Genomic DNA, 23,120 nt, shown 5'->3' on the forward strand with positions numbered 1-23,120 from the left:
GCTGGAGGTTGCCCCTCGTGCTTACGCCCCGTCTGGTTGTCTGTCCAATCCTGCTGATGATGCTGGGCGCGGCGGTTCCGGCGTGGGCTGGGGCCTCCGGACCGCGAGTCACTCGGGAGCGGAAGCTGGTGGTGCGGGCGGAGGAGGCCACGACGCTGCACCTGCTGCGCGTCGCTCCCGGGACCGTCACCACCGTCGTGTTCAACGAGGACATCCTGCCCGCGTCCGTGGATACGAAGGCGCTGGCGCCGCTGTTCGGGCAACTGAAGGTGTACCCGGGCGTGATGGTGCTGCGCCCCGCCGTGGCCATGCCGGAGACGTCCCGACCGCTCATCACCGCGCGCTTCGCGGGAGAGGACGCACCCCGGCAGGTGTCCTTCCTGCTCGTCACCGACCCCAAGGAGGTGGACACCGTGGTGGAGGTGTCCCGCCACGCGCTGTCCGCCGAGGACCTGGGCGAGGAGCTGTCCCTGCTGCGGGGACGGTGCGTCGCCGCCGAGGCGGGGCTCGCCACCCTGCGTGCGCAGTGCGCCCAGACCGGACTGGCGGGGGCGGTGCTCACCGGAGCGCTGGGGCGGGAGCCGGTGTCGGTGGAGCGGCCTCCTACGGCCGTTGAAACGCCAGGCCTGGAGGTCGTGAGGAGTGCGCTTCTCTACCGCCACATCCAAACCCGGTTGATGGCCTTCACCCTGAGAAACTCACCCGGCTCCGCACTGTGGGTACCCGGCGTGGGACGGCTCATCCAGTTGGGGCCGGATGAGAAGGAGGGGCAGGTCATTCATCGTGAGATTCCCGTTCGGATGTTGGAGGACCGGCTGGCACCTGGCGCGAGCGGCCAGGTGGTCCTGGAATGGCATCTGCCAGAGGGCCTGGATCCCCAGGCGCGCTATGTGCTGGAGGTCTGGAATCAGGAAGGTGATCGCTCCGTGCGATGGAAAGGGCTGTCCCCGTGAGCAGTGAGTCACCAGAGCTGGGGCTTCGCCATGCGGAGGCGGTGCTGGGACGGGTCCTGCTCTCCCCCGAGTGGTTGCCGCCTGGAACCCGCGTGGACCGCTGGGAGGTGGTGGCGCGGTTGGGGGCGGGAGGGTACGGGACCACGTACTCAGTGCGTCGGGCAGGCCGCCCTCGGGGCAGGCTGTATGCCTTGAAGTTGTCCCGGCGTCCCGGAGAGCGATGGTTCGCGCGGGAGGCGGAGTTGCTGACCCGCGTACGACACCGCTCGGTGGTGCGGTTGATCACCTACGGTGTCTGGCGGTTGGGGCCCGTGGAACACCCGTACCTCGTGATGGAGTACGTGGAGGGAGAGTCGCTCTACGAATGGGCGCTGGCCCGCAATCCCACCGCCCGTCAGTTGACGGGCCTGCTGGTGCAGGTGTTGGAGGCGCTGAGCGCCGCGCACCGCCAGGGTGCACTGCACCGGGACTTCAAGGGTGACAACGTCCTGGTCACGCCTGACGGCAGGGTCAAAGTCCTGGACTGGGGCGCAGGTTGGTACGCGGGGGCACCCGTGCTCACCGCCACCGCCCGGTTGCCGCCGGGCAGTCCGCGCTACTACAGCCCCCAGTTGTTCATGTGGCGCGTGCTGTCGGAGCGCCGGCCCGGCGCTTCCAGTCCCTATGCCTACTCCGTGGCGGACGAGCTGTATGCGGTCGGCGTGACCTTCTATCGCCTGCTGACGGATCAGTACCCCGCCGCGCAATGGGGCGCGCCCCGGGATGCATCAGAGCCCCAGGGCCTGCGCATCGTCAGGAACCTCAACCCCCATGTGCCGGAGGAACTGTCGGAGGCCTTGATGCGGTTGCTGGCCTTCGAGCCGGAGCGGCGTCCCGAAAGCACGGCATTGCTGGCAGGTGCGCTGCGCCAGCACCTGGCGGATGGCGGTTCGGCCTGGGATGCGCCGCTGTTCGACTGGCGCGAACGGACCGCCAGCGGTTCACGCACGACCTTGGAGGCGGAGGAGGTCCGGGGCCCCGTGATGCCGGGGCAGGAGGTCGCCCTGCGGGACGCTCGCGTCCGCCACCTGGAGGCTTCCCGCCGGTTTCGCGAGGCCCGCGAGCTACGCAGACGCGATCCCGCGAAGGTGGCCGCCTCCGAGGCCCGGTCGCTCCGTGCACTCCAGGCACGGACTCGCGGGGGCTGCTCTCGTCCTCTCTTCTCGGGGACATTCGCAGTGTTGCTGGTGGGGCCGCTCGTCGCCGGCCTCACGGTGTGGGGCTTGCGGCGGGCCCTGGTGTGGGAGGAGCCCCCGCTGGCAGTGAGCGAGACGCGAAACGTCCAGCAAATGGCGCCCCGTCCCGGGCCGGAAGAAGCTCGCAGTCCATCGATGGGCACCTCCCCACCCGTCCCTTTTCCGCAGGAGATAGAAGCCATGCCTCCCCCTTCGCCGCAGCAGGCGGCCGTCATTCCCACGCCCGCCCGGTCTGGCACGCTCAAGCGGTGCTCCGCGGCAGTGGGTGCCGCCGTCCTCACGGCCTGCACGGGCGCCCAGGTGCGGCCGGACGCGAGCCGATGCCCCACGGGGTCCCTGGAGGCGATGCGGAAGCTCGGCGTGAACAAGGGTGGCAGCGCCAGCGTCTATACGGACATCACGCAACCCGGCCGGGGGGCCGAAGACGCCATCGTCCACGACGGCCCCATCGTCAGCCTCGTCATCGAGCAGTATGGACATCTGCCCGAGGGAACCCGCCTGTATGGGCGTCTCTGGACGGGGGGGGGGCGGGTGACGGGCCGCTACACCAAGGCGGAGCTGCCCGACGGGAGCATCCATCCCGTGTGCTTCGTCTACGGGAACCATGATGGCGGCGAGTGGGTCGAGGGCTCCAAGCCCGACGCGGTCCGGATGCCTCGCATGTGGGTCTATACCGTCGTACACGAGTTCCCGTGAGCCATTCTTGACGGGACGCCGGGCCTGGAGAAACGTTCTAATACAACCTGATGGGTCATGGAGAGGCTGGCAACCCAGAAAGTAGTCTGGCGTTGTTCTCCAAGGAGCCCGCACGGCATGAGCCCATCCAGGACGGTGAAGCCTCCCCTTCCCGAAGTACTGTTCAAGGCAGGGTCCAAGTCGTTCGAGCTGGAGCGCATCCTGCGGCGGCGCGGCCACGGGGAGCAGCACTTCCTGGCCATCCGGAGGCAACCCGGGCGTGAGCCCGTGCCCGTGTTCCTCCAGGCGCTGTCCCTGCGCGGTGGAGACATCTTCCCGTCGAGGGATCCACGGGCGCGGTTGCAGGAGACGCTGGCGCTCTCACGGTTGCTGGAGCATCCGCGCATCGCCCGGCTGCACGGCGGCCACGAGGTGGGCGGCCTGCTCTTCTTTGAATGGGAGCGCGTCCCGGGCTGCACGCTGGATGACGTGGCGATGCTGCCGCTGGTGTATGTTCATGCGTATTCCGAGGCGTTCCTGGTGCACGTGGGCCTCCAGCTCACGTCGTTGCTCGGGTTCCTGCATGGAAAGACAGACGCGCGAGGGGCTCCGCTGGGCTTCGTTCACCGCGACCTGCATCCGCAAGGCATCCGGTTCGGGCCGGAGGGCGCGCTGGCGCTCACGGACCTGGGGGATGTCCTCTCCCGGATGCAGGGCCGGGTGCCCTCCAGCATCACGAGGCCGCACGGCGAGGTGTATTACGGCGCACCAGAGGTGCTGTTCGGAGAAGGGGCGGATGCGCGTTCGGACCTCTTCTCGCTGGGGCTGATCCTGCTGGAGCTGGCGACAGGCCTGCACCTGTACAGCCTGCCCCGCGCGCTGCTGGGCGACCTGGAGGCACGGCTGACGGACGCGGACGCGAAGCGCGTGTTCCAGGGGATGATGGTGGCGGCGCAGGCGGGGCACGGCTCGGGCGAGTACGCCGACGTGGTGCTGCACGCCGCCGCCTACCGGCCGGAGGACCTGGAGTCATTGATGGCGCGGCTGTCGCCAGGGCTGCGCGCCATCTTCCACCGGCTGCTGCGCCGGGCGCCGTCGGAGCGCTACGCGACGGCGGAGGCGCTGGAGGTGGACCTCCGTGCCCACGCGGCTGCGCTGGGCGGACCGTATGGTGGGGCGGAAGCCGCGGCGGAGTTCCAGTGGGCGCTGGAGAAGACGGCGCCACGGCTGGAGGCATTCCAGGTGGACGTAGGCGCCTTTCCCTCCGGCAGCGTGCTGCACTTGCCGACGTCCTGGCCCGCGGAGAGCCCCGCGTAGCGGTCGTAGAAGTCGGCCATGTACTCGATGCCCGACTTGACGATGCTCGCGCCGCACTCACCCGTCTTCACGTAGGACGCGAAGATGTTCCCAAACGTGGAGTCCTCGTAGCCGGGGACGACGATGGGCAGCTTGCGCCGCGCCGCCTCCAGCAGGCCTCTGGGTCCCCTTCATATTCGGAGGGCTCCAGCACCTGGATGAGCTCGTAGAAGTACTCGTGCCAGAATCGGCGCTCGCCCTTTTCCGACCGCGACGCTCCAGAACATCCGGCCGCCGTTGGAGACGTGCTCCCAGTAGGACAGGAGCGCGTCGCGCGCGCGTTGAAGTTCTTGTCGTTCGTGAGAACGATGTCGAGGACGGGAAGTTGGGACGTGGGGATGTACGCCTCCAGCAACGAGAGTGATGCTCGGAGGCGCCAGACGCACGAAAGCCACCCGAGGACCCCCTACGGTCACGACGTGGAGTCGCGCCGCCATCGGGGCGTCTGGTGGCTGCGGGTTCACCAACACGGTGGTGCTTGGCGCCGCCGCCCTGTTGGCATGCTCAGCGGGTGGGCAGTTCGCGGAAGATGATTCCTTCCAATCCCCGGGTGAGCACGGCGTCGCGGAAGCGGTCCGTGGCGATGATCATCGTGGCGAAGTTGCCCACGCGGAACAGGTCCACGCTCGTGGGCAAGGAGGCCGCGTCGAGGAGGGGGGACTCCGGCCGGTGCAGACCGATTCGTCCACACGTGGTGCAGGGGGGCGGCAGGTCATCCGGAAGGCAATCCCGGTGCAGCCGGCCCTGGGGGACCACCTGGAGCTCCAGCAGTTCCTGGTGGGGGGATTGCTGCCGGAACCGGAGCATCGCCTTGCATCCCAGCAGCCCGCGCACGCCCTGCGCCTGCATGTGTTCGAATGCCTCTCGGGTCATCAACATCAGCGCATCGCCCAGCCAGATAAATGGAGCGAAGCGTCCCGTGGCGGTACCCATCAGCGGACCGAACTTCGTGCCAGGAGGAAGCGAAGCGCCCGGGGGGGCCCAGGGCCGAACCTGTTCGCGAAGCCGGGCGAATTCATGGAAGGGCTCCGCGCGTGGCTCCTCGAAAGAGGCCCGTTCCGGGAGTGCGTTGAGGTCCACGCAGGGGTACTCGTGGCCGGCGTTGCTCCAGGTCTGGCCACATCCCGGGCACGTCTTGATGCCGGGGAGTCCCCAGGGGTGACTCGCGTTCAAATCCCCGCTGTAGTGCTTGGCCACGTCGCGGTCTTCGGTCACCCAGAAAAACCGATCCACCTCTTGCTCCTTTGCGCTGAGGCGTCAGTTGTACTTCTGGATGGGGCCACCCAGGAGCTGGAATCGATAGATGAGCTCCCCCGCGTGTTTGAAGATCTCCACGGGAGGGGCTTCAGGATGGGCGTTCTTGTAGTCCTTCCAGGCCTGATTCCACTCGCCGCCTCGCGGTCCTCCGTTGTGGATGCGCTGATGGATGTGGCGCGGGATGGGCAGGGTGTACAGGTGGATGTCGATGCCCTTTTCCTTGAACCACGCCGCGAGTTCGGGTGCCTGGGGGAAGATGTGGTGCTTCTCGAAGCGTCCGGGGGGGAGCTGGGGCGGGACGGGCTTGGGCGTGCCGTACCAGGGAAACACCATGATGGGTTCCCCGCCGCCGGGAAGATTCATGGCGCTGCCCCAGGTGCGCTGGGGGCCGCCTCCCGGTGCGGGTGCGGCGGCGGCGGGCGGTGGGCGCGGTGGCAGACCGCGCGCCAGCACCACGTCTCCGGGCACGTCCTCGCAGCGGTAGAAGCCACAGGCGTCATCCCCGCAGAGCAGGGCGACGCAGTGGTCTTCATCAGGCTCGCTGCACTCCCTTTCCGCATCTTCCCATTGCGTCAGGAGGGCAGTCGGAGTCGCACACGCTCCCAGGAGCAACACCAACAGCCCGCACGACAGGGATTTCCGCATATGCCGCAAAGGCTAGCATCGTGGCCTGTCATGCCACTCAATGGCCGTCGCCCTGGCACCGGCCCCGCGCCCCTACGCTCCGGCGGCCTCCTTCGCGTCGGCGTGCGGCAGCCGCACCGTGAACGTCGTGCCCGCCTCCCGCGTGGAGGTCACGTCGATGGTGCCGCCGTGCGCATGCACGATGGTCCGCACGATGTAGAGCCCCAGGCCCACGCTGCGCGTCGCCGCGTCCGTGCCCGGCGCCCCGCGCTGCATGGGCTGGAAGATGCGGGGCAGCACGTCGGAGGCGATGGGGGCTCCGCCGTTGTGCACCTCCAGCAGGACGCCCCCGGGCACCTCCCGCAGGCGCACCGCCACCGGCGTGTCCTCCGGCGAGTACTTCAGCGCGTTGCCCAGCAGGTTGATGAGCAATTGCGTGACGCGGTCCGGATCCCAGCAGCCGCGAAGGCCTGCCTGCGGCAGCGACAACTGGATGTCGCGCTCCGGAGCGGTCATCCGCGCCTCCTCCACCGCCTGCCGCACCAGCGCCCCCAGCTCCAGGTCCTGGCACTGCACCGGGAGCCCCCCGCCCAGACGCGCCTGGGTGAAGTCCAGCAGGTCGCGGATCATCCGCACCGCGCGCTCCGCGGAAGCCTGGATGCGCAGGACGGCCTTCGTCGCACGCTCGTTCAACTCCTCGCGCCGGAGCAGCGACGCCGTGCCCAGCATGATGGCGTTCAGCGGGTTGCGCAGGTCGTGCGACACGATGCCCACCAGGTACTGCTCGAACTCCGCGCGCTGGCGCGCCGCCTCCTCCGCGAGCTTGCGCTCCGTCACGTCCAGCCCCGTGCCCACGAAGCGCAGGGGCCGTCCGTCCGGCCCGAAGTGCACGTGGCCCCGCCCGGAGATCCATCGCTCGGCCTGGCCTGCCCGCGGGAGCCGCGCGCGGAACTCGCTCGCGTACTCGCCGACGCCTCCGGGCCGGGCGGCCTCCTCCATCGCGCGCCCCACCTGGGGCCGGTCCTCCTCCAGGACGAACCGCATGGCCTCGTCGAGCGTCACCTCCCCCTGGGCGGGCAGGCCCAGCATGGCGCGGAAGCGCGCGTCCCAGGTGCCACGCCCCGTGGCCAGCTCGATGTCCCAGCTGCCCATGTCCGCCGCGTCCAGCGCCAACCGCAGGCGCTCCTCGCTGGCGTGCAGCGTCCCCGCCAGACCTTCCGCCCGTTGACGGGCCTGCACGGCTTCGGTGACCTCGTTGGCGACGACGAGGATGCCCTGGAGGCCGACCTCCGTTTCGTGCAGCGGCTGGTAGATGAGGTTGAAGTACGCTTCCTCCAGGGCTCCGCCCGCGGCCCGCGCCAGCCGCACGGGCAGTTCGTGGCCCACGTAGGGCACCCCCGTGGTGAGCACTCCGTCCAGCAGCTCCCGGATGCCCTGGCCCTCCACCTCCGGCAGCGCTTCGAGCACGGGACGGCCCAGGACCTGATCGCTGGTGCGGCCCCAGAGCTGGCAGACGCGGTCGTTGGCCAGCGCCACGACGTGCGCGGGCCCCCGGAGGATGGCGAGCGCGACGGGCGCCTGCCGCAGCAGCGCGTGCAACTGGCTCAGCTCCGTGTCCGCCTGGACGCGCGCGGTCCGAGCCTCCCGCAGCTGCTGTTCGTTTCCGTTCTCCACCTCCCATCGGGAGGTGACGTCCTGCATGGCGCCCACCATGCGCACACCCCGGCCCGCCGCGTCGCGCAGGATGACTCCCGTGTCCAGCACCCGCACGACGTCGCCCTGGCGGTTGAGGAACCGGTACTCGTCCTGCCAGCGCGCCTGCATGCCCTGGATGGCCGCGTGGATGCCGTGCGCCACCCGCTCCCGGTCCTCCGGGTGGATGCGCGCCACCCACCATTGTGCCAGGGGGCCAATCTCCTCGGGCGCGAAGCCCAGCAGCCTGCGCGTCTCCCCGCTCCATGCCACCGCCTGGGTGAGCAGGTTCCAATCCCAGACAGTGTCCGCCGCCGCCTGGCTGGCCAGCCGGTAGCGCGTCTCCGACGCCTCCAACTGCGCGTGGGCTTCGCTCAGCCGGCCCATCAGCAGGGCGCGGTCGAGGATGCCGGCGAGGTACTCCACCAGCGTCTCCAGGAAGCGCTTGGCCTGCGGCGGCACCGGCCGAGCCTCCGCGAAGCCCACGCAGAGGACGCCCATCAGGGTGCCGTGGGGCCACAGCCGCAGGCCCAGCAGGGTGCTCCACGCACTGGCCTCCAGCCCTTCGCGTTCGAAGTCCTCCAGCCCCCGCGCCTGCGCGAGCACCAGCGGCTCCTCGGAGCGCGCCACCCGGCCCAGGAAGGACGGCCCCTGCGCGTCCGCCCACCGGCCCGGAGGCGGAACGAGGTGCAGGGTGTGCGCGGCGGGGAACATCCTCTGGCCGCCCGCGTCCACGAGGAACAGCTCCGCCCCGGCGGCCTCCATTGCTCGGGCGATGAGCTCCACCAGCGGCTTGAGCGGGCCCTGCATGTCCGTGCCGGGCTCCAGCGACCGGGGCGCCAGCGCGTCCATCTGGCGCAGGAAGCGCTTCTCCCGCTGGCGGTCCTCCATCGAGTCGCCGGAGAAGAGGAGCACCACGTGCTCCATGGCCTCCTCTATCTGCTGGAAGAGGCACTGCAGGCCCGAGGCGCCGGGCTTGCGCTCCGGCTGGGCGTCCTCCCAGAGCTGGGGGATGAGCCGCCCCAGGAGCGTGTATTCGTCCGTCGCGTCCTCCTGCGTGGCGCCCACGCGCAGCCGCAGGTTGATGTGGGCCTCCTCCAGGCGCGCCCGCGTCTCCAACCGCTCCGGCGTGGAGCCGTGCCGGCAGATGGCCGCGACCGCACGGAGATATTCCGGGACCGTGGAGATGCGCTCCGAAGGCTTCAGGCCCTGCGTGCTCTCCAGCCCGCGCGCCGCCTCCGCGAAGCGCCGCACCAGGACGTCCAGGTTCCCTTCGATGAAGTCCGCGATGAGTTTCATGGGGCCGTAGAGAAGGGGGTAGGGGCTCGGGCCTCCCGGTGCAACCGACCCGCCTGGTTTCCCTCGTGATTCCCGACAGGCGGCCGGACGGGGGCCTGCCCCACGCGGAATTTCCGCGCGCCGCGACGGGCAGGGAGGCACGTCATTCCTGGCGCCAGCGGCACGACCTGCGTAGGCTGCCGCCGGTGAGCAGCACCCCCTCGCGTTCCACCATCCTCATCGTCGACGACGAACCGGACCTGCGTGAGGTCGTGGCGGAGCTGCTGGAGATGGAGGACTACACGGTGCTCCAGGCCGCCAACGGCCAGGCCGCGCTGGACGTCCTCGCCGCCAACAACGACCAGCCCTGCCTGGTGCTGCTGGACCTGATGATGCCGGTGATGGACGGACACGAGTTCCTCCACCGGCTGCGGGAGGACGCGCGCTACCGCGAGCTGCCCGTGCTGATGCTCACCGCCCACTTCTCCGCCAAGGCCCCGCCGGGCACGGTGGGCCTGCTGCGCAAGCCCGTGGACATCCCGGAGCTCCTGGCCATGGTGGCGCGGCACTGTCCCGCCGCCGCCTGAGCGCCCGGCTTCACGCCGTCGTGGTGTGCACCGCGATGGCGTCCAGCAGTGCCTCCAGCTTCACCGGCTTGCCCAGCCGTCCAGCCACGCCTTGCGGCAAGGGCAGGGTGGGGTGCGCCGTCAGCACCAGCACCTGCGTGAGCGCGAGCGCGCCCGTGCCACGCAGGTGTTCGATGAAGGCGTGGCCGTCCATCACCGGCATCACCAGGTCCAGCAGGACGAGGGCGGGCATCCGCTCCTGCTCCGCCAGCAGGTGCAGCGCGTCCTGGCCGTTCGCCGCCGTGAGGACGCGGTAGCCCTCCGACTCCAGGATTTCGCGCAGCGCCTCGCGGACGTCTTCGTTGTTCTCGACGAGGAGCAGGGTGGTGCGGTGTTGCGGAGTGGACACGCGTGCACGGTAGGGCACGGGTCCCAGCGTTTCCAGGGGGCTCGTGGGCCTGGACGGCCGGGAGGCGCGGGAGCGGGGGGGCGTGTGCCCTCCGTGACTCATGCGCCCCCGCGCGGCAGCGTCAGGGTGAAGACCGTCCGCTGCGTGTCCGACGTCACGGTGAGCGCGCCCCGGTGGCTTCGGGCAATCTGGTCGGAGATGAAGAGGCCCAGGCCCAGGCCCGACGGAACATGCGCGCCCGTGCGCGCGCGCTGGAAGGGGTGGAACAGGCTCTCCAGCTCTTCCGGAGCGATGGCCACCCCCGTGTTGCTCACCCGCGCGAGGACCTGCTCCGGCTCGCCCACGAGCGACAGCTCCACGGTGGTGTCCGCCGGGCTGTACTGGAGGGCGTTGCCCACCAGGTTGCTCAGCACCTGCGCCAGCCGGTCCGCGTCCCAGTTCCCCGTGAGGGGGCCCGTGGACGTCACCTTCACGGTGCGGCGCGGGTGCACCAGCTCCAGCTCCTCCACCACCTGGCGCGCCACCTGGCCCAGGTCCGTGGCGGCCGGGGTCAGCGGGATGCCGCTGCCCAGCCGGCTGCGGGTGAAGTCCAACAGCTCGGTGATCATCCGCGTCATCCGGTCCGTGCTGTTGATGATGCGGCTGGCGGTGCGCTCCATCGAGGGGGGCAGCTGCTCGCTGGCGACGAGGAAGCTGGCGCCCATGCGGATGGAGTTGAGCGGGTTGCGCAGGTCGTGGCCCACGATGCCCAGGAAGCGCTCGCGGAACTCCGCGGTCGAGCGCAGCTCCGCCTCCGCCTGCTTGAGCCGGGTGACGTCCACCATCACGGCGCCCACGCCCACCACCTCACCCCGGGCGGTGCGCACCGGGTGGTAGCTGGCCATCACGTACAGCTCGCCGTGGGGCGCGTCCGGGTGCTCCAGCGTGAAGCCCAGCTCCTCCACGGGCTCGCCCGTCTCCATGACGCGGCGGAGGACGGGCTCCAGCCGCGCGGCGAAGCGGGGCAGGACCTCCGCCAGCGCCCGGCCCGGGTAGGCGTCCACGGACAGCCCGTCCAGCTTCGCCATGCGCGCGTTGACGCGCACGAAGCGCAGGTCCCGGTCCAGCAGCGACAGCCCCACGGGCGAGGACGTGAGCAGCGCGTCCAACTGCGCGAACACCTCCGCCTTCTCCTCGCTCGTGCGCCGCACGTCGTCCACCAGCCGCTTGGTGCGCGCGAGCGCGTCCACCCGCGCGCGCACCTCCTCCGTGCGGAAGGGCTTGGCCACGTAGTCGTTGGCGCCCGCGCGCAGGCCCTGCACCAGGTCCTCCGGCCGGCCGTGCGCGGTGAGCAGCAGCACCGGCAGGGCCTGGGTCTCCCGCTGGCCACGCAGGAACTGACAGACCTCCGGACCGGACATTCCCGGCATCTCCCAATCCAACACCACCACGTCCGGTGCTCGCCCGGCGTGTAGCCTTTCGAGCATCGCGGCGCCGTCCGGGAACGTCTCCACCTGGAAGCCCGTTCCCAGCGCGGTCTTGATGAAGCGCGCCTCGCTGGCACTGTCGTCCACCACCCAGACGCAAGGTGCGTGCTCCAGGGGAGGTGGAGGCGGGCCCGGCGGGCAGGGGAAGGAGGTGTCGGGCGGAGGAGGCGGGCGCATGGTTGAAATTCAGTCCCCGGGGCGGAAAAACAGGAGGGCGCAGGGTGCCGGATGTGCGGGCAGCCGTGGCGCTTCGTCGCCCGCCGTGGCACATCGTCCAAGGCGCGCGTGGACAAGCCAACGTTCAACGCGCGCCGGATGACTCATTTCTTTCAGCGGGTCGGAATCGATCTAGCTTGGCCGGTCGTTTCCAGAGGACGCCATGCCCGAGGTACTCGTCGTTGATGACAGCAAGGTGATGCGCGACATGGTGGTCGCCTGCCTGCGGCCCTATCCGGAAAGCCACTTCACCCAGGCGTCCAGCGGGTTGGAGGCCATCGAGCAGCTGTCACTCAAGCCGTACGACCTGCTCGTCCTGGACCTCAACATGCCGGACATCGGTGGCATCGAGGTGGTGGAGTTCGTGCGCGGACAGGACCACCTGCGCAACCTGCCCATCATCATCGTCACCACGCGTGGCGACGAGGCGTCCCGCGAGCGCGCGCTGCAGGCTGGCGCGGACCGCTTCATGACCAAGCCCTTCACGCCGGACTCCATCCAGGGCGCCGCCCGGGCCCTCCTGGAGAAGACCTCGGCCGAGGCGCCGCGCGGGTGACGGGAAACGGGGAGTTCGCGGAGTTCCTCCCCGCGTACCTGGCGGAGGCGGATGAGCTGCTCGCCTCCGCGCAGAAGGACCTGCTCGCGGTGGAGGAGGCCGTGCGCAAGGGGCAGGCCCAGCCCCGCGCCGTACGCGAGCTGTTCCGGGCGCTGCATACGCTCAAGGGCCTGTCCGCCATGGTGGACGTGGAGCCCGTCGTCTCCCTGGCGCATTGGATGGAGGCGTCGCTGCGGCTGGCGGATCAAGCCGGCGGCCGGCTGCCCGAGTCCAGCGTGGAGCCGCTGGTGGAGGGCCTGCGCGCCATCGAGCTGCGCGTGCGGCAGCTGGGCGCCGGGAAGGCCGCGTCGCCCGCGCCCGCGAACCTGCTGGAGGCGCTGGAGGCGCTGGGGCCGCAGGTGCGGGACGCGGCCCCCAAGCGGGCCCGGCCCGTGAAGCTGGACGCGGAGGCCTCGTTCGCCTCCCGCCTGGCCCCGTCCGAGCGCGAGCAGCTGGAGGGCGGGCTCGCCGGCGGTCAGCGCGCGCTGCGGCTGGACTTCGTGCCGTCGTCGGAGCGCGCCGCCAGGGGCCTCAACATCAACACCGTGCGCGAGCGCGTGGCGAAGCTCGCGGACATCGTGAAGGTGCTGCCCCTGTCCGGCGCCGCCGCGGGGGGCGCGTCGCTCGCGTTCGCGCTGCTGCTCATCACCCGCGCGGAGGACGCCGTGCTGCTGGACGCCGTGGGCGGCGCTCCCGCCGCGGTGCGCTCGCTGGAGGCTGCCGGGCCCGCCGAGTTCCCGCCCGAGGACGGGGTCCCCGGCGGCGCGGCGGAGCTGCCCGGTGCCGCCGTCCTCGAGGAGGAGCTGGACGAGCCGGAGGTGCGCCGGGGCGGTGGCCTGCTGCGCGTGGAGGTGTCCCGGCTGGACGAGGCCATGGAGTGGCTGGCGGCGCTCGTGGTCAACCGCTCGCGGCTGATGCGCGCGGTGGCGGCGCTCACCCAGGCGGGCGCGCCCACGCGCGAGCTCACCGCCATCCTCCAGGAGAACGGCCGCCAGCTGCGCGACCTGCGCTCGGCCATCCTTCGGCTGCGCATGGTTCGCGTGGGTGACGTGCTGGAGCGGCTGCCCCTGCTGGTGCGCGGCCTGCGCCGCGCCACGGGCAAGGCGGTGCGGCTGGAGCTGGACGTGGGCGACGCGGAGCTGGACAAGGCGGTGGCGGACCGGCTGCTTCCCGCGCTGGTGCACCTGGTGCGCAACGCCGTGGACCACGCGCTGGAGTCCCCCGAGGAGCGCCAGGCGGCGGGCAAGGCGGCGGAGGGGCTGGTGCGCCTCAGCTGCCATGCGCGGGCCAGCGGCCAGCTGGAGCTCACCCTGCGCGACGACGGACGCGGCGTGGACGCGAAGGCGGTGGCGAAGGCGGCGAAGGCCCCCGTGCCGGACTCCGCGGACGCGCTGCTGGACCTCTTGTGCCGGCCCGGCCTGTCCACTCGCCAGGAGGCCACGCGCACCAGCGGCCGGGGCATGGGCATGGACATCGTGCGCCGCATCGTCGTGGAGCAGCTGGGCGGTGAGCTGCGCATGGAGACGCGCAAGGGCACGGGCACCACCTTCACCTTGAGCGTCCCCCTCACCGTGACGCTGATGGATGCCATCGTCTTCGAGTGCGCGGGCCGCCGGTACGCGGTCGCGGTGGGCACCGTGGAGGAGCTCATCGACGTGGCGGGCGTGGTGCGCCCCGCGGGCGCGGACGGCCTGGGGCTGGTGGAGCGCCGGGGCGCGGCGGTGCCGCTGGTGTCGCTGGCGCGGCTGCTGGACGCGACGGTGGACGCCAGCGCGGCGGGCCAGGGCGCCAAGGCGCTCATCGTGCGCCAGCGCGGTGAGCCGGTGGCCTTCGCGGTGGACCAGCTCGTGGGACAGCAGGAGATCGTGTTGCGGCCGCTGGAGGATCCGCTCGTGCGCGTGCCCGGCGTGGCCGGCGCCACGGACCTGGGTGACGGCCAGCCCACGCTGGTGCTGGACCTGGGCGCGCTGGGCGCGGCGCGCGCGGGCCGCCGCAAGCGTGCGTCCAGGGCAGGGGAGTGGGTGTCATGAACGTGCTGCACGTGCTGTTCAAGGTGGACGGGGCCGAATACGCGATGCCCGCGGCGGACGTGGTGCAGATGGAGTCCTTCACCGGCGCGACGCCGGTGCCCGGGGCGCCTCCGCACGTGGCCGGCCTGGTGCAGGTGCGCGGCCGGGTCATCCCCGTGGTGGACGCGCGCGTCCGCTTCGGGCTGCCGGCGGGGACGCAGTCGCTGGATTCACGGGTGGTGGTGGGGCAGCTGGGCGAGCGCACCGTGGGGCTGCTCGTGGACAGCGCCCGCGAAGTGCTGAAGCTGGATCCCCGCACCATCCAGCCGCCCCCACCCATGGTGGTGGAGGGCGCGAAGGGGTTCGTGAAGGCCGTGGCGCAGGTGGGCCCGCGGCTGGTGATGCTCATCGATTTCCCCCGGGTGGTGGGGGAGGAGGCGGCGGATGTCGACGGACAACGGTAACAGCGTGCGCAAGCTGGAGGACGCTCGCGCGCTGGCGGAGCGCGCCTCGCTCCAGGTGGCGGAGGGCGTGGGGCTGGTGAAGTCCACCGAGCAGCTGGCGACGCGGCTCGCGTCCGCGGGCAACGACCAGGCGGCGGCGGGCGAGCAGGTGCGGATCGCCATCGAGTCCGTGGCCGCGCAGGTGGAGCAGACGAGCGCCGCGGTGCAGTCGCTGGTGCGCAGCCAGCTGTCCGTGGGCGAAGCGGCGAAGGGCGTGCAGCAGGAGGCGGAGACCAACGCGGCCACGATGCAGGAGGTGACGGCGTCGGTGTCCGGCGTGCGCAAGGACGCGGGCACGCTCGCCTCCAGCGCGGACGTGACGGCCTCCACGCTGGAGGAGGTGGCGCGCTCGGTGAAGGGCGTGAGCGCCAACGCGGAGGACCTGGCCGCCTCCAGCGAGGAGTTGCTGGCGAGCATGCAGGAGATGACCGCCACGGTGGAGGACCTGGTGTCGCGCAACCAGACCAGCGCCGCCACCACGGAGGAGGTCGCCGCCACCATTGAAGAGATGTCCAAGGGCATCACCCGGCTGGCCACGGACGCGCAGGGCGTGGGCGAGCGCATGGGCCAGGTGTCCGGCGCCGTGGTGTCCCTGGGCAAGACGCTCCAGGACGTGGTGCGCGACGCGGCCGCCATGGCCTCCAGCGTGGAGGATACGGCCGCCACGTCGGAGCAGGTGGCCCGCAGCGTGCGCGGCGTCGCCGAGCACACGCGCACCCTGGAGGCGAGCGCCGTCACCACCGCGTCCACCGTGCAGGAGGTGGCCGCCAGCGTGGAGGAGGTGGCCGCCACCGCGGAGAAGAACGCCGCCGTGGTGGACGCCAACGCGGCCACCATCGAGCAGCTGTCTCGCTCCGCCCAGGCGGTGGCCCGCGGGGCGGAGAGCATCAACGGCCTGGCGTCCACCAGTGCCACCGCGTCCTCGCAGCTGGAGTCCTCCACGCGCCGCGCGGCGCAGCTGACGGAGGAGGCGCGGCTGGCCGCGGAGCGCGTGGGCACGAGCGCGCGCGAGGGCGGCGCCACGGTGGGGCGCTCCATCGCGGGCTTCGGCCGCATCCGCCAGTCCATCGTGGAGTCGTCCGGGGTGATGAAGGAGATGGGCCGGCGCGCCGAGGAGATTGGCGACATCGTGCAGACCATCAACCTCATCGCGGACCGCACCAACCTCCTGTCGCTCAACGCCAGCATCGAGGCGGCGCGCGCGGGTGAGCACGGCCGCGGCTTCGCGGTGGTGGCGGAGGAGATTCGCGCCCTGGCGGACCGCGCGGCGGCGGCCAGCAGTGACGTGGCGAAGATTGTCCGGGGCCTCCAGACGACGGCGCGCGAGGCGGCGGTGGCCACCGGCGAGGGCGTGCGCGCGGCGGACGAGGGCGCGGCGCTGGCGGGAGACGCGGAGCGCGCGCTGGGCACCATCCTCAAGGGCGTGGACGAGCTGGGCTCGAACGTGCGCGAGGCGTCGCGCGCGTCGACGGAGCAGGTGCAGGCGGTGCAGGCGCTGGTGCAGGCCTCGGCGAAGGTGAGCGAGCAGGGGCGGCTCATCGCCGCGTCCGCGGCGGAGCAGGCGCAGGCCGCGCAGGCGCTGACCCAGGGCGGCACGGAGATGCGGCGCATGGCGCGGCAGACCACCCAGGCCACCCAGGACCAGGCCAAGGCGCTGCGCGACGCGGTGCGCTCCAACACCCAGCTGACGGAGGTGGCGGAGAAGGTGTCGCGCGCGATGCAGGAGCAGGCCCAGGCCGCCACGGACCTGGCCCGAGGCGCCGCGCAGATGCGCCAGCTGGTGCAGGGCGTGAGCGCCGCGGTGATGGCGCAGGGCCAGCAGGTGGGGGCGCTGGGGGCGACAGCGCAGGAGGTGGCGACCTCCACGCAGCGCACGCTCACCGGCATCGCGGAGCAGGCCAAGGCCGCGCAGGAGGTGACGAAGGCCATGGAGGCCACGCGCAAGGAGGTGGCCCAGTCCACGCGCGCCATGTCGGAGCAGGCCCGCGCGCTCAAGCAGGGCGAACTCGCCAGCCGTCAGGTGGCCACCCTGGCCAAGGAGGTGACGCGCGCCACGGACGAGCAGGCCCAGGCGCTCACGAGCCTGGTGCGCGGCGCGGAGGAGGTGCGCCGGGTGGCGAAGACGACCGCGCGCGCGCTGGATGAGCAGACGGACGCCCTGTCCCTGCTCACCCTGTCCGCCGCGAAGCAGGCCACGGGCGTGGCGGCGGTGGCGAGGGCCGCCCTGGACCAGGCCACGATGAGCGAGCAGCTGGGCCGGTCGGTGGAGGACATGCGCATCCGCTCGAAGGAGATCGCCGGAACCACGGCGGAGCAGGCGCGCGCCATGGCCGTCACCGCCAAGGAGGTGAAGGAGGTGGCGGGCCGGCTGGGACAGCTGTCGCGGCTGCACGGAGAGCAGGTAGAGGGCTTGAGCCACCTGAGCGGCCTGTTGGGCGCCACGGAGCCGGGGACGCCCCGGAACACGAGGGAGCAGGCCACGTGAGCAGCACGACCGCGAAGCAACACCCGTTGTCGCTGTCCGCGGAGGACCGCGCCCGGGTGGAAGAGGTGGACCAGCTGGCGCGCCGGGGTCCGGCGAGCCTGCCGGTGCTGGTGACCGGGCTGGACGCGCCGTCGTGGGCGGTGCGCCGCGCCGTGGTGTCCGCGCTGGCGCGCCTGGGCTCCGCCTCCGTGGAGCCCCTGTGCGAGGTGCTTCGCCACCGCCGGGACAACGAGGCGCGCATCGCCGCGGCGGTGGACGCGCTGGTGGCCGCCACGGGCGAGGTGGAGGGCCCGGTGGAGCTCCTGGGGGACGACCCCAACCCGGCCATCGTGTGTGACGCCGCCCAGGTGCTGGGACGCCGTCGCAGCCGGAGGTCCGTGCCGCTCTTGTCGCGGCTCATCGTCCACCCGGACGACAACGTGGCGGTGGCCGCCATCGAGGCGCTGGGCCGCGTGGGCGGCGGCGCGGCGGTGGACGCGCTCCTGTCCTCGCTGGGCAGCGGCAACTTCTTCCGCATCTTCCCCGCCATCGACGTGCTGGGCCGCTCGGGCGACCCCACCGTCGTGCCGGCGCTGATGGCGCTCTTGTCCGACCCCTTCTACGTCCTGGAGGCGGCGCGCGCGCTGGGCCGCACCGGCCAGGAGGCCGCGGTGCCCGCGCTGGTGGGCCTGCTCCAGCGCGGCAACGACGCGGTGGTGCGCGTGGCGGCGGTGGCGCTGGTCGAAATCCACGACGCGCAGGTGCAGCGCTTCGGCGGCGCGCGCACGGTGCCGTCGGTGCTGCGCTCCACCTCGTCGGAGCCGCACCCCACCGGGCGCAGGCTGGCCCAGGTCATCGCGGGCGCGGACGCGGGGGAGAAGACCTCGGTGGCGCGCCTGTTGGGCTGGGTGGGCGGCGCGGACGCGGCCACGGGGCTCTTGAAGCTTTTGGACTCGCAGGACCTGGGTGTGTCGCGCGCGGCCGCGGCGGCCCTGGGTGAGCTGGGCGCGGAGGCGGACGCGCAGATTCTGCAGGCGCTGCGCGAGGGTGACAGCTCGCGCAGGCGGGTGCTGCTGCCCCTGGTGGGCAAGCGCTCCGCGGCGGTGCCGGACGTGCTCTTGTGCCTGGAGGACCGGGACGCGACGGTGCGCGCGCTGGCGGCGGAGACGCTGTCGCGCATTGGCGACACGTCCGCGGTGCCGGCCCTGTTCGCGCGGCTGGCGGACGAGGACCCGCGCGTGTCGCAGGCGGTGGTGGGCGCCATCCAGTCGCTGGGCAGCGAGACGACGGAGAACCTGGCGCTGGAGGCGGCGCGCTCCACGGACGTGCGCCAGCGGCGGGCGGCGCTGCGCATCGTGGCGTACTTCGGCTACCCGCGCGGCCTGGACGCGCTGCTGCTGGCCATGCGGGACCCGGACGAGCGGCTGCGCGACGCGGCCATCTACGGCCTGCCCTTCATCGACGACCCGCGCGCGGTGGACGCGCTGCTGGCCGCCGCGAACCATGAGTCGGAGCGCACGCGCGCCACCGCCATGCGCGCGCTGGGCCAGACGGACAAGCAGGCGCGCATCACCTCCACGCTGCTGGGCGGTTTGAACGACCGCGACCCGTGGGTGCGCTACTACGCGTGCCAGTCGCTGGGGAAGCTCAACGAGGAGGCCGCCGCGGACGCCATCGTCGCGCTGGCCAACGACGACGCGGGCCAGGTGCGCGTGGCGGTGGTGGACGCGCTGGCGCACATGCACACGGAGAGCGCCATGGCGGCGCTGCGCCGGGCGGCCTCATCCGCGGACGCGGACGTGCGCCGCGCGGCCCTGCTGGGGCTGGGCGTGGCCCGGCGGCCGGACGCGCTGCCGGTGCTGCTGGAGGCGGTGCACTCGGAGGATCCGGCCACGCGGCTCGTCGCCCTGTCCGCCGTGGCGGAGTACGACGCGCCGGAGACGCTGCCCGCGCTCCTGCGCGCCGCCGGGGACCGGGATGACAGCGTGCGCAGCGCGGCGGTGGGCTTCCTCGCCACACGCACGGGCTCGCACGCGACGCAGCAGCTGGTGTCGCTGCTGGGCGACGTGATGCTGCGCGAGCAGGTGGTGTCCGCGCTGGCGCTGCCCGTGGAAGGGCGCCTGCCCGGACTGATGGCGGCGCTGGAGGTGTCGGACGACGCGACGGCGCCCCTGCTGGTGGCGGCGCTGGCGCGCATGCGCCGGGCGGACGCGAGGGCGGCGCTGATGCAGTCGCTCATCGGCGCGAGCCCCGCCGGACGCCGGGCTTCAGCCCCCGCCGTGGCGGCGCTGGGCACGGTGGAGGCGCGCGAGGCGCTGGACAAGGCCGCCCACCGCGACGAGGACCCGGAAGTGCGACGCGCCTGCCTGCTGGCCCTGGGCCGCTAGGACACATACGGCCATGAGTGCGCTGCCGCTGTCCCCGCAGGTCCTGGCCATCCTCTCCATGCTCATCGAGCAGCGCTCGGGCCTGCACTACGGGCCCGAGGACCGGGACCTGCTGGCGGAGAAGCTGTCCACCCGGGCGCTGGATGCCGGGTTCGACTCGCTGCTCGATTACTACTACTTCCTCCGCTACGACCCGAAGGGGCCGGAGACGCTGGACTCGCTGGTGGAGGCGCTGCTCGTCCACGAGACGTACTTCTTCCGCGAGCCCCAGGCGCTGGAGGTGCTGGTGGACGAGCTGCTGGTGCCGGAGGTGCGCGCGGGCCGCAAGCCCCGCGTGTGGTGCGCGGCGTGCTCCACCGGTGAAGAGCCCCTCACGCTGGCCATGCTGCTGGACTCGCGCGGCGTGCTGGGGGACGTGTCCATCCTGGCCACGGACCTGAGCTCCAAGGCGCTGGAGCGCGCGAAGTCGGGGGAGCACAACCTGCGCTGCCTGCGCGCGCTGCCTCCGGGTGTGATGGGGCGCTGGCTGGACATGGTGGACGGCCGTCCCCGCGTGCGGCCGGACCTGATGGCCCGGGTGGAGTGGCGCCAGCTCAACCTGGTGGACACCGCGGGCTACCCGGAGCCGGGCAGCTGCGAAGCCGTCCTCTGCCGCAACGTGCTCATCTACTTCCAGGACGACACCGCGCGCCGCGTGGTGGACGGTCTCACCGGGGCGCTGCGGCCCGGCGGGCACCTGGTGGTGGGCACCTCCGAGTCCCTGATGCGCTTCGGCACGGCGCTGCGCTGCGAGGAGCGCCGCGGCGCGTTCTTCTACAGCAAGGCGGACTCATGACGTTGCGCGTGCTGGTGGTGGACGACTCGGCGTTCGCGCGCAAGGTGCTGCGCAAGGTGCTGTCGGATGCGGAGGGGCTGGAGGTGGTGGGCACCGCGCGCGACGGCCTGGACGCGCTGGAGCGGGTGGCGGAGCTCAAGCCGGACGTCATCACCCTGGACCTGGTGATGCCGTCGCTGGACGGGGCGGGCTTCCTGCGCGCGCTGGCCGGCATGCCGGACGCGCCGCGCGTGGTGGTGGTGAGCAGCGCGGGCGCGGACAGCGAGCTGGCGGTGGCCGCGCTCCAGGCGGGCGCGGTGGACCTGGTGCACAAGCCCACGGCGCTCGCCACGGACCGGCTCTACGAGCTGGGCGCGGAGCTGGTGGAGAAGGTGCGCATCGCGGGGCGCGCGGTGCCGCGCTACCAGCAGGAGCTGGCGGAGGCCGTGGATGCCCCGTCCCTGAAGCCCCTGCCCGCGACGTCGACGAAGCTGCTGGCGGTGGGCACGTCCACGGGCGGGCCGCAGGCGCTGACGCGGCTGTTGTCCGCGATGCCCAGGGACTTCCCGGCGCCGGTGGTGCTCGCGCTGCACATCCCCGCTGGCTACACGGAGGCCGTGGCGAAGCGGCTGGACTCGCAGAGCGCGCTGGAGGTGGTGGAGGCGAGCGACGGCATGGAGCTGGTGCCGGGCCGCGCGGTGCTGGCGCGCGCGGGCCACCACCTGAAGGTGGCGCGGCACGGGGCGCTCAACCTGGTGCGCCTGGACCGCCATCCGCTGGGCACCCCGCACCACCCTTCCGTGGACGTGCTCTTCCAGAGCGTGGCGGAGGTCTGGGGGAAGGACGCGCTGGGGCTGGTGCTCACCGGCATGGGCGAGGACGGGCTCCAGGGCGCGCGGGCCCTGCGCGCCGCGGGCGGCGTGGTGCTCACGGAGGCGGAGTCCTCCTGCGTGGTGTACGGCATGCCGCGCGCGGTGGCGGAAGCGGGCCTGTCCAACGGCAACGCGCCGCTGGACGCCCTGGTGCCCCTCATCTCGCGCTTCGTCTGACGGACCGCGGGGCAGCGCCCGCTTCTTCAGGCGCGGTGCGAGGGAGGCGAAGGCGGCTCGGGCGGCGGGCCCTTCCGGGGCGGCGCGCGGCGCGGCAGCGTGACGGTGAAGGTGGTGCCGTCGCCCTCGGTGGAGGTGACCTCGATGGTGCCCCCGTGGGCGTGCACGATTTCGCGCACGATGTAGAGCCCCAGGCCGTAGCTCATCTTCAGCGTGCGCGTCTGCTGCGGGCCCTGGCGGAAGGGCTCGAAGAGGTGGGGCAGGGTGGCTTCCGGAATGGGGCGGCCCTGGTTGTGGACCGTCACCACCACCTTGTTGCGCAGGCCGTGCGTGGACAGGAGCACGGGCGCGTCCGCCGGGCTGTACTTGAGGGCGTTCTCCACCAGGTTGGACACCACCTGCGCCAGGCGGTCCGGGTCCCACTGCCCCTGCGTGTTGCCCTTGTGCTCCACGACGATGTCGCGCTTCGGGAAGGCCACGCGGAACTCGTGCGCCACCTTGGCCAGCAGCTCCTGCGTGTCCGTGCCGCGCGGCTCGATCACCACGCCGCCCACCAGCCGGGCGCGGGTGAAGTCCAGCAGCAGGCGCGTCAGCCGTTCGATGCGGACCGCCGCGGTGGCGATGCGCTGGCTGGTGCGCGCCGTCTCCTCCGCGGGCCCGCCGGCCGCGAGCACGCGCGACCAGTTCATGATGGCGCCCAGCGGGCTGCGGATGTCGTGGCTGATGATGCCCATCAGGTGTTCCTGGAACTCGGCGTGCCGGAGCACTTCGTCTTCCGCCCACTTGCGCTGGGTGATGTCGCGGCTGATGCCGAACAGGCCGAACACGTTGCCTTCCGGGTCGCGCAGCGGGCCCTTGGTGGACTGCCACACGCGCACGTCCCCGCTGGGGTTCAGGTGCGAATCCTCGTAGGTGAGGGGATGGCCCGCCTTGAGCACGTCCCGGTCGTGCTTCACGTTGATCCGGGCCTCGTCGGGCGGGAAGAGCTCCGCGTCGGTGCGCCCTCGCACCTCGGCCACGGTGCTGCGGCCCACGGCGCGCGCGCCCGCCGAGTTGATGACCTGGTAGGTGCCATCCATGTCCTTGATGTAGATGGCGTCGGTGGTGCCCTCCATCACCGCCTGGAAGAGCTGGCCCACGCGCTGCAACTCGTGGCGGGCCTGGAACTCGCGGGTGATGTCGCGGCAGTGCACCAGCAGGCCGCCGTCCACGGGGCGGGTGCTCACCTCGAAGCAGAAGCCGCCTTCGTGCCAGCGGTGCTCGTAGGGCTCGGCGGAGGGCTGCTCGGTGGCGGGCACGTCCAGGCGCAGGTGCGGGCCCAGGCCCAGCACGTCCGCCACCTTCTTGCGCAGGTCATCGCCCGGCTGGACGCGGGGCCCCAGCAGCTCGCGCATGCGCCGGCTCAGCCAGGTGATGCGCCAGCCCGCGTCCACGCCGAGGAAGGCCTCCGGCAGCGCCTCCAGCAGCGCTTGCAGACCCGGGCCAGAGGCCTCCGTCGGGGACGGGGCGGAAGGACGGGAGCGCGGGCGGGCGGGAGCGTGGGCCATCGGTGGGTCGTGGGGGTACGGGGAG

General features: G+C 72.2%; 17 protein-coding genes and 1 pseudogene. 11 read left to right on the forward strand and 7 right to left on the reverse strand.

Annotation, left to right across the window (positions count from 1 at the left end):
• Nucleotides 1-17 precede the first annotated feature (17 nt).
• The 3 genes from D7X30_RS00610 to D7X30_RS00620 all read left to right on the forward strand — a co-directional run bounded on the left by D7X30_RS00610 (nt 18) and on the right by D7X30_RS00620 (nt 4,180).
• Nucleotides 18-953 (forward strand): DUF2381 family protein, encoded by a 936-nt coding sequence (locus D7X30_RS00610; RefSeq protein WP_147443058.1) that lies wholly within the window; start codon nt 18-20, stop codon nt 951-953.
• The gene (locus D7X30_RS00615; protein WP_158619172.1) at nt 950-2,884 is read left to right on the forward strand and encodes a serine/threonine-protein kinase; all 1,935 of its coding nucleotides are present in this window, start codon (nt 950-952) and stop codon (nt 2,882-2,884) included. The genes D7X30_RS00610 and D7X30_RS00615 overlap by 4 nt, the downstream gene beginning before the upstream one ends.
• Before the next feature lie 117 nt (nt 2,885-3,001).
• A complete protein-coding gene (locus D7X30_RS00620; protein ID WP_158619173.1) occupies nt 3,002-4,180 on the forward strand; it encodes a serine/threonine protein kinase in 1,179 nt (392 codons plus the stop codon).
• Here the strand turns inward: D7X30_RS00620 and D7X30_RS42525 are convergent.
• The 4 genes and pseudogenes from D7X30_RS42525 to D7X30_RS00640 form a co-directional block, all read right to left on the reverse strand.
• A pseudogene (locus D7X30_RS42525) lies at nt 4,147-4,559 on the reverse strand (hypothetical protein); the annotation flags it as partial. The gene D7X30_RS00620 and the pseudogene D7X30_RS42525 sit on opposite strands and share 34 nt — an antisense overlap.
• A gap of 164 nt (nt 4,560-4,723) precedes the next feature.
• Complete coding sequence (locus tag D7X30_RS00630; protein ID WP_120560886.1) at nt 4,724-5,452, reverse strand: double-CXXCG motif protein; 729 nt, start codon at nt 5,450-5,452, stop codon at nt 4,724-4,726.
• Nucleotides 5,453-5,476: 24 nt separating this feature from the next.
• Nucleotides 5,477-6,121, reverse strand: coding sequence for a TIGR02269 family lipoprotein (locus D7X30_RS00635; RefSeq protein ID WP_120560887.1), 645 nt, complete (start codon nt 6,119-6,121; stop codon nt 5,477-5,479).
• Nucleotides 6,122-6,193: 72 nt separating this feature from the next.
• Complete coding sequence (locus D7X30_RS00640; protein ID WP_120560888.1) at nt 6,194-9,091, reverse strand: PAS domain-containing protein; 2,898 nt, start codon at nt 9,089-9,091, stop codon at nt 6,194-6,196.
• Between the two features lie 185 nt (nt 9,092-9,276).
• Between D7X30_RS00640 and D7X30_RS00645 the strand changes: the two genes are divergently transcribed.
• On the forward strand, nt 9,277-9,657 hold the full coding sequence (locus tag D7X30_RS00645) for a response regulator (protein ID WP_120560889.1): 381 nt from the start codon (nt 9,277-9,279) through the stop codon (nt 9,655-9,657).
• A 10-nt stretch (nt 9,658-9,667) separates the two neighbouring features.
• Here D7X30_RS00645 and D7X30_RS00650 read toward each other — a convergent pair whose 3' ends face one another.
• Together D7X30_RS00650 and D7X30_RS00655 are read right to left on the reverse strand one after the other, a co-directional pair.
• Nucleotides 9,668-10,063 carry a response regulator gene (locus tag D7X30_RS00650; RefSeq protein WP_158619174.1) on the reverse strand — a complete coding sequence of 132 codons (396 nt, stop codon included), beginning with the start codon at nt 10,061-10,063 and terminating at the stop codon, nt 9,668-9,670.
• A gap of 80 nt (nt 10,064-10,143) precedes the next feature.
• On the reverse strand, nt 10,144-11,688 hold the full coding sequence (locus D7X30_RS00655) for a response regulator (RefSeq protein WP_120560891.1): 1,545 nt from the start codon (nt 11,686-11,688) through the stop codon (nt 10,144-10,146).
• Between the two features lie 202 nt (nt 11,689-11,890).
• Between D7X30_RS00655 and D7X30_RS00660 the strand changes: the two genes are divergently transcribed.
• Genes D7X30_RS00660 through cheB form a run of 7 tightly spaced genes read left to right on the forward strand, consistent with a single transcriptional unit; the run spans nt 11,891 to nt 21,548 of the window.
• Nucleotides 11,891-12,283 carry a response regulator gene (locus tag D7X30_RS00660; protein WP_120560892.1) on the forward strand — a complete coding sequence of 131 codons (393 nt, stop codon included), beginning with the start codon at nt 11,891-11,893 and terminating at the stop codon, nt 12,281-12,283.
• A complete protein-coding gene (locus tag D7X30_RS00665) occupies nt 12,280-14,352 on the forward strand; it encodes a chemotaxis protein CheA (RefSeq protein WP_120560893.1) in 2,073 nt (690 codons plus the stop codon). The genes D7X30_RS00660 and D7X30_RS00665 overlap by 4 nt, the downstream gene beginning before the upstream one ends.
• Entirely contained in the window at nt 14,349-14,795 is a 447-nt protein-coding gene (locus D7X30_RS00670; protein WP_120560894.1) for a chemotaxis protein CheW, read from the forward strand. Before D7X30_RS00665 ends, D7X30_RS00670 begins: the two co-directional genes overlap by 4 nt.
• Nucleotides 14,776-17,319 (forward strand): methyl-accepting chemotaxis protein, encoded by a 2,544-nt coding sequence (locus tag D7X30_RS00675; RefSeq protein ID WP_120560895.1) that lies wholly within the window; start codon nt 14,776-14,778, stop codon nt 17,317-17,319. The genes D7X30_RS00670 and D7X30_RS00675 overlap by 20 nt, the downstream gene beginning before the upstream one ends.
• Complete coding sequence (locus D7X30_RS00680) at nt 17,316-19,685, forward strand: HEAT repeat domain-containing protein (RefSeq protein ID WP_120560896.1); 2,370 nt, start codon at nt 17,316-17,318, stop codon at nt 19,683-19,685. Before D7X30_RS00675 ends, D7X30_RS00680 begins: the two co-directional genes overlap by 4 nt.
• A 13-nt stretch (nt 19,686-19,698) precedes the next feature.
• Complete coding sequence (locus D7X30_RS00685; protein WP_120560897.1) at nt 19,699-20,520, forward strand: protein-glutamate O-methyltransferase CheR; 822 nt, start codon at nt 19,699-19,701, stop codon at nt 20,518-20,520.
• Complete coding sequence (gene cheB, locus D7X30_RS00690) at nt 20,517-21,548, forward strand: chemotaxis-specific protein-glutamate methyltransferase CheB (protein ID WP_120560898.1); 1,032 nt, start codon at nt 20,517-20,519, stop codon at nt 21,546-21,548. The genes D7X30_RS00685 and cheB overlap by 4 nt, the downstream gene beginning before the upstream one ends.
• A gap of 26 nt (nt 21,549-21,574) precedes the next feature.
• Here the strand turns inward: cheB and D7X30_RS00695 are convergent, their stop codons facing one another.
• Nucleotides 21,575-23,095: an ATP-binding protein gene (locus D7X30_RS00695; RefSeq protein ID WP_120560899.1), complete on the reverse strand. Its 1,521-nt coding sequence runs from the start codon at nt 23,093-23,095 to the stop codon at nt 21,575-21,577.
• Nucleotides 23,096-23,120 lie beyond the last annotated feature (25 nt).

It is taken from the genome of Corallococcus sp. AB011P (genome assembly GCF_003611605.1).
Classification (GTDB): domain Bacteria; phylum Myxococcota; class Myxococcia; order Myxococcales; family Myxococcaceae; genus Corallococcus; species Corallococcus coralloides.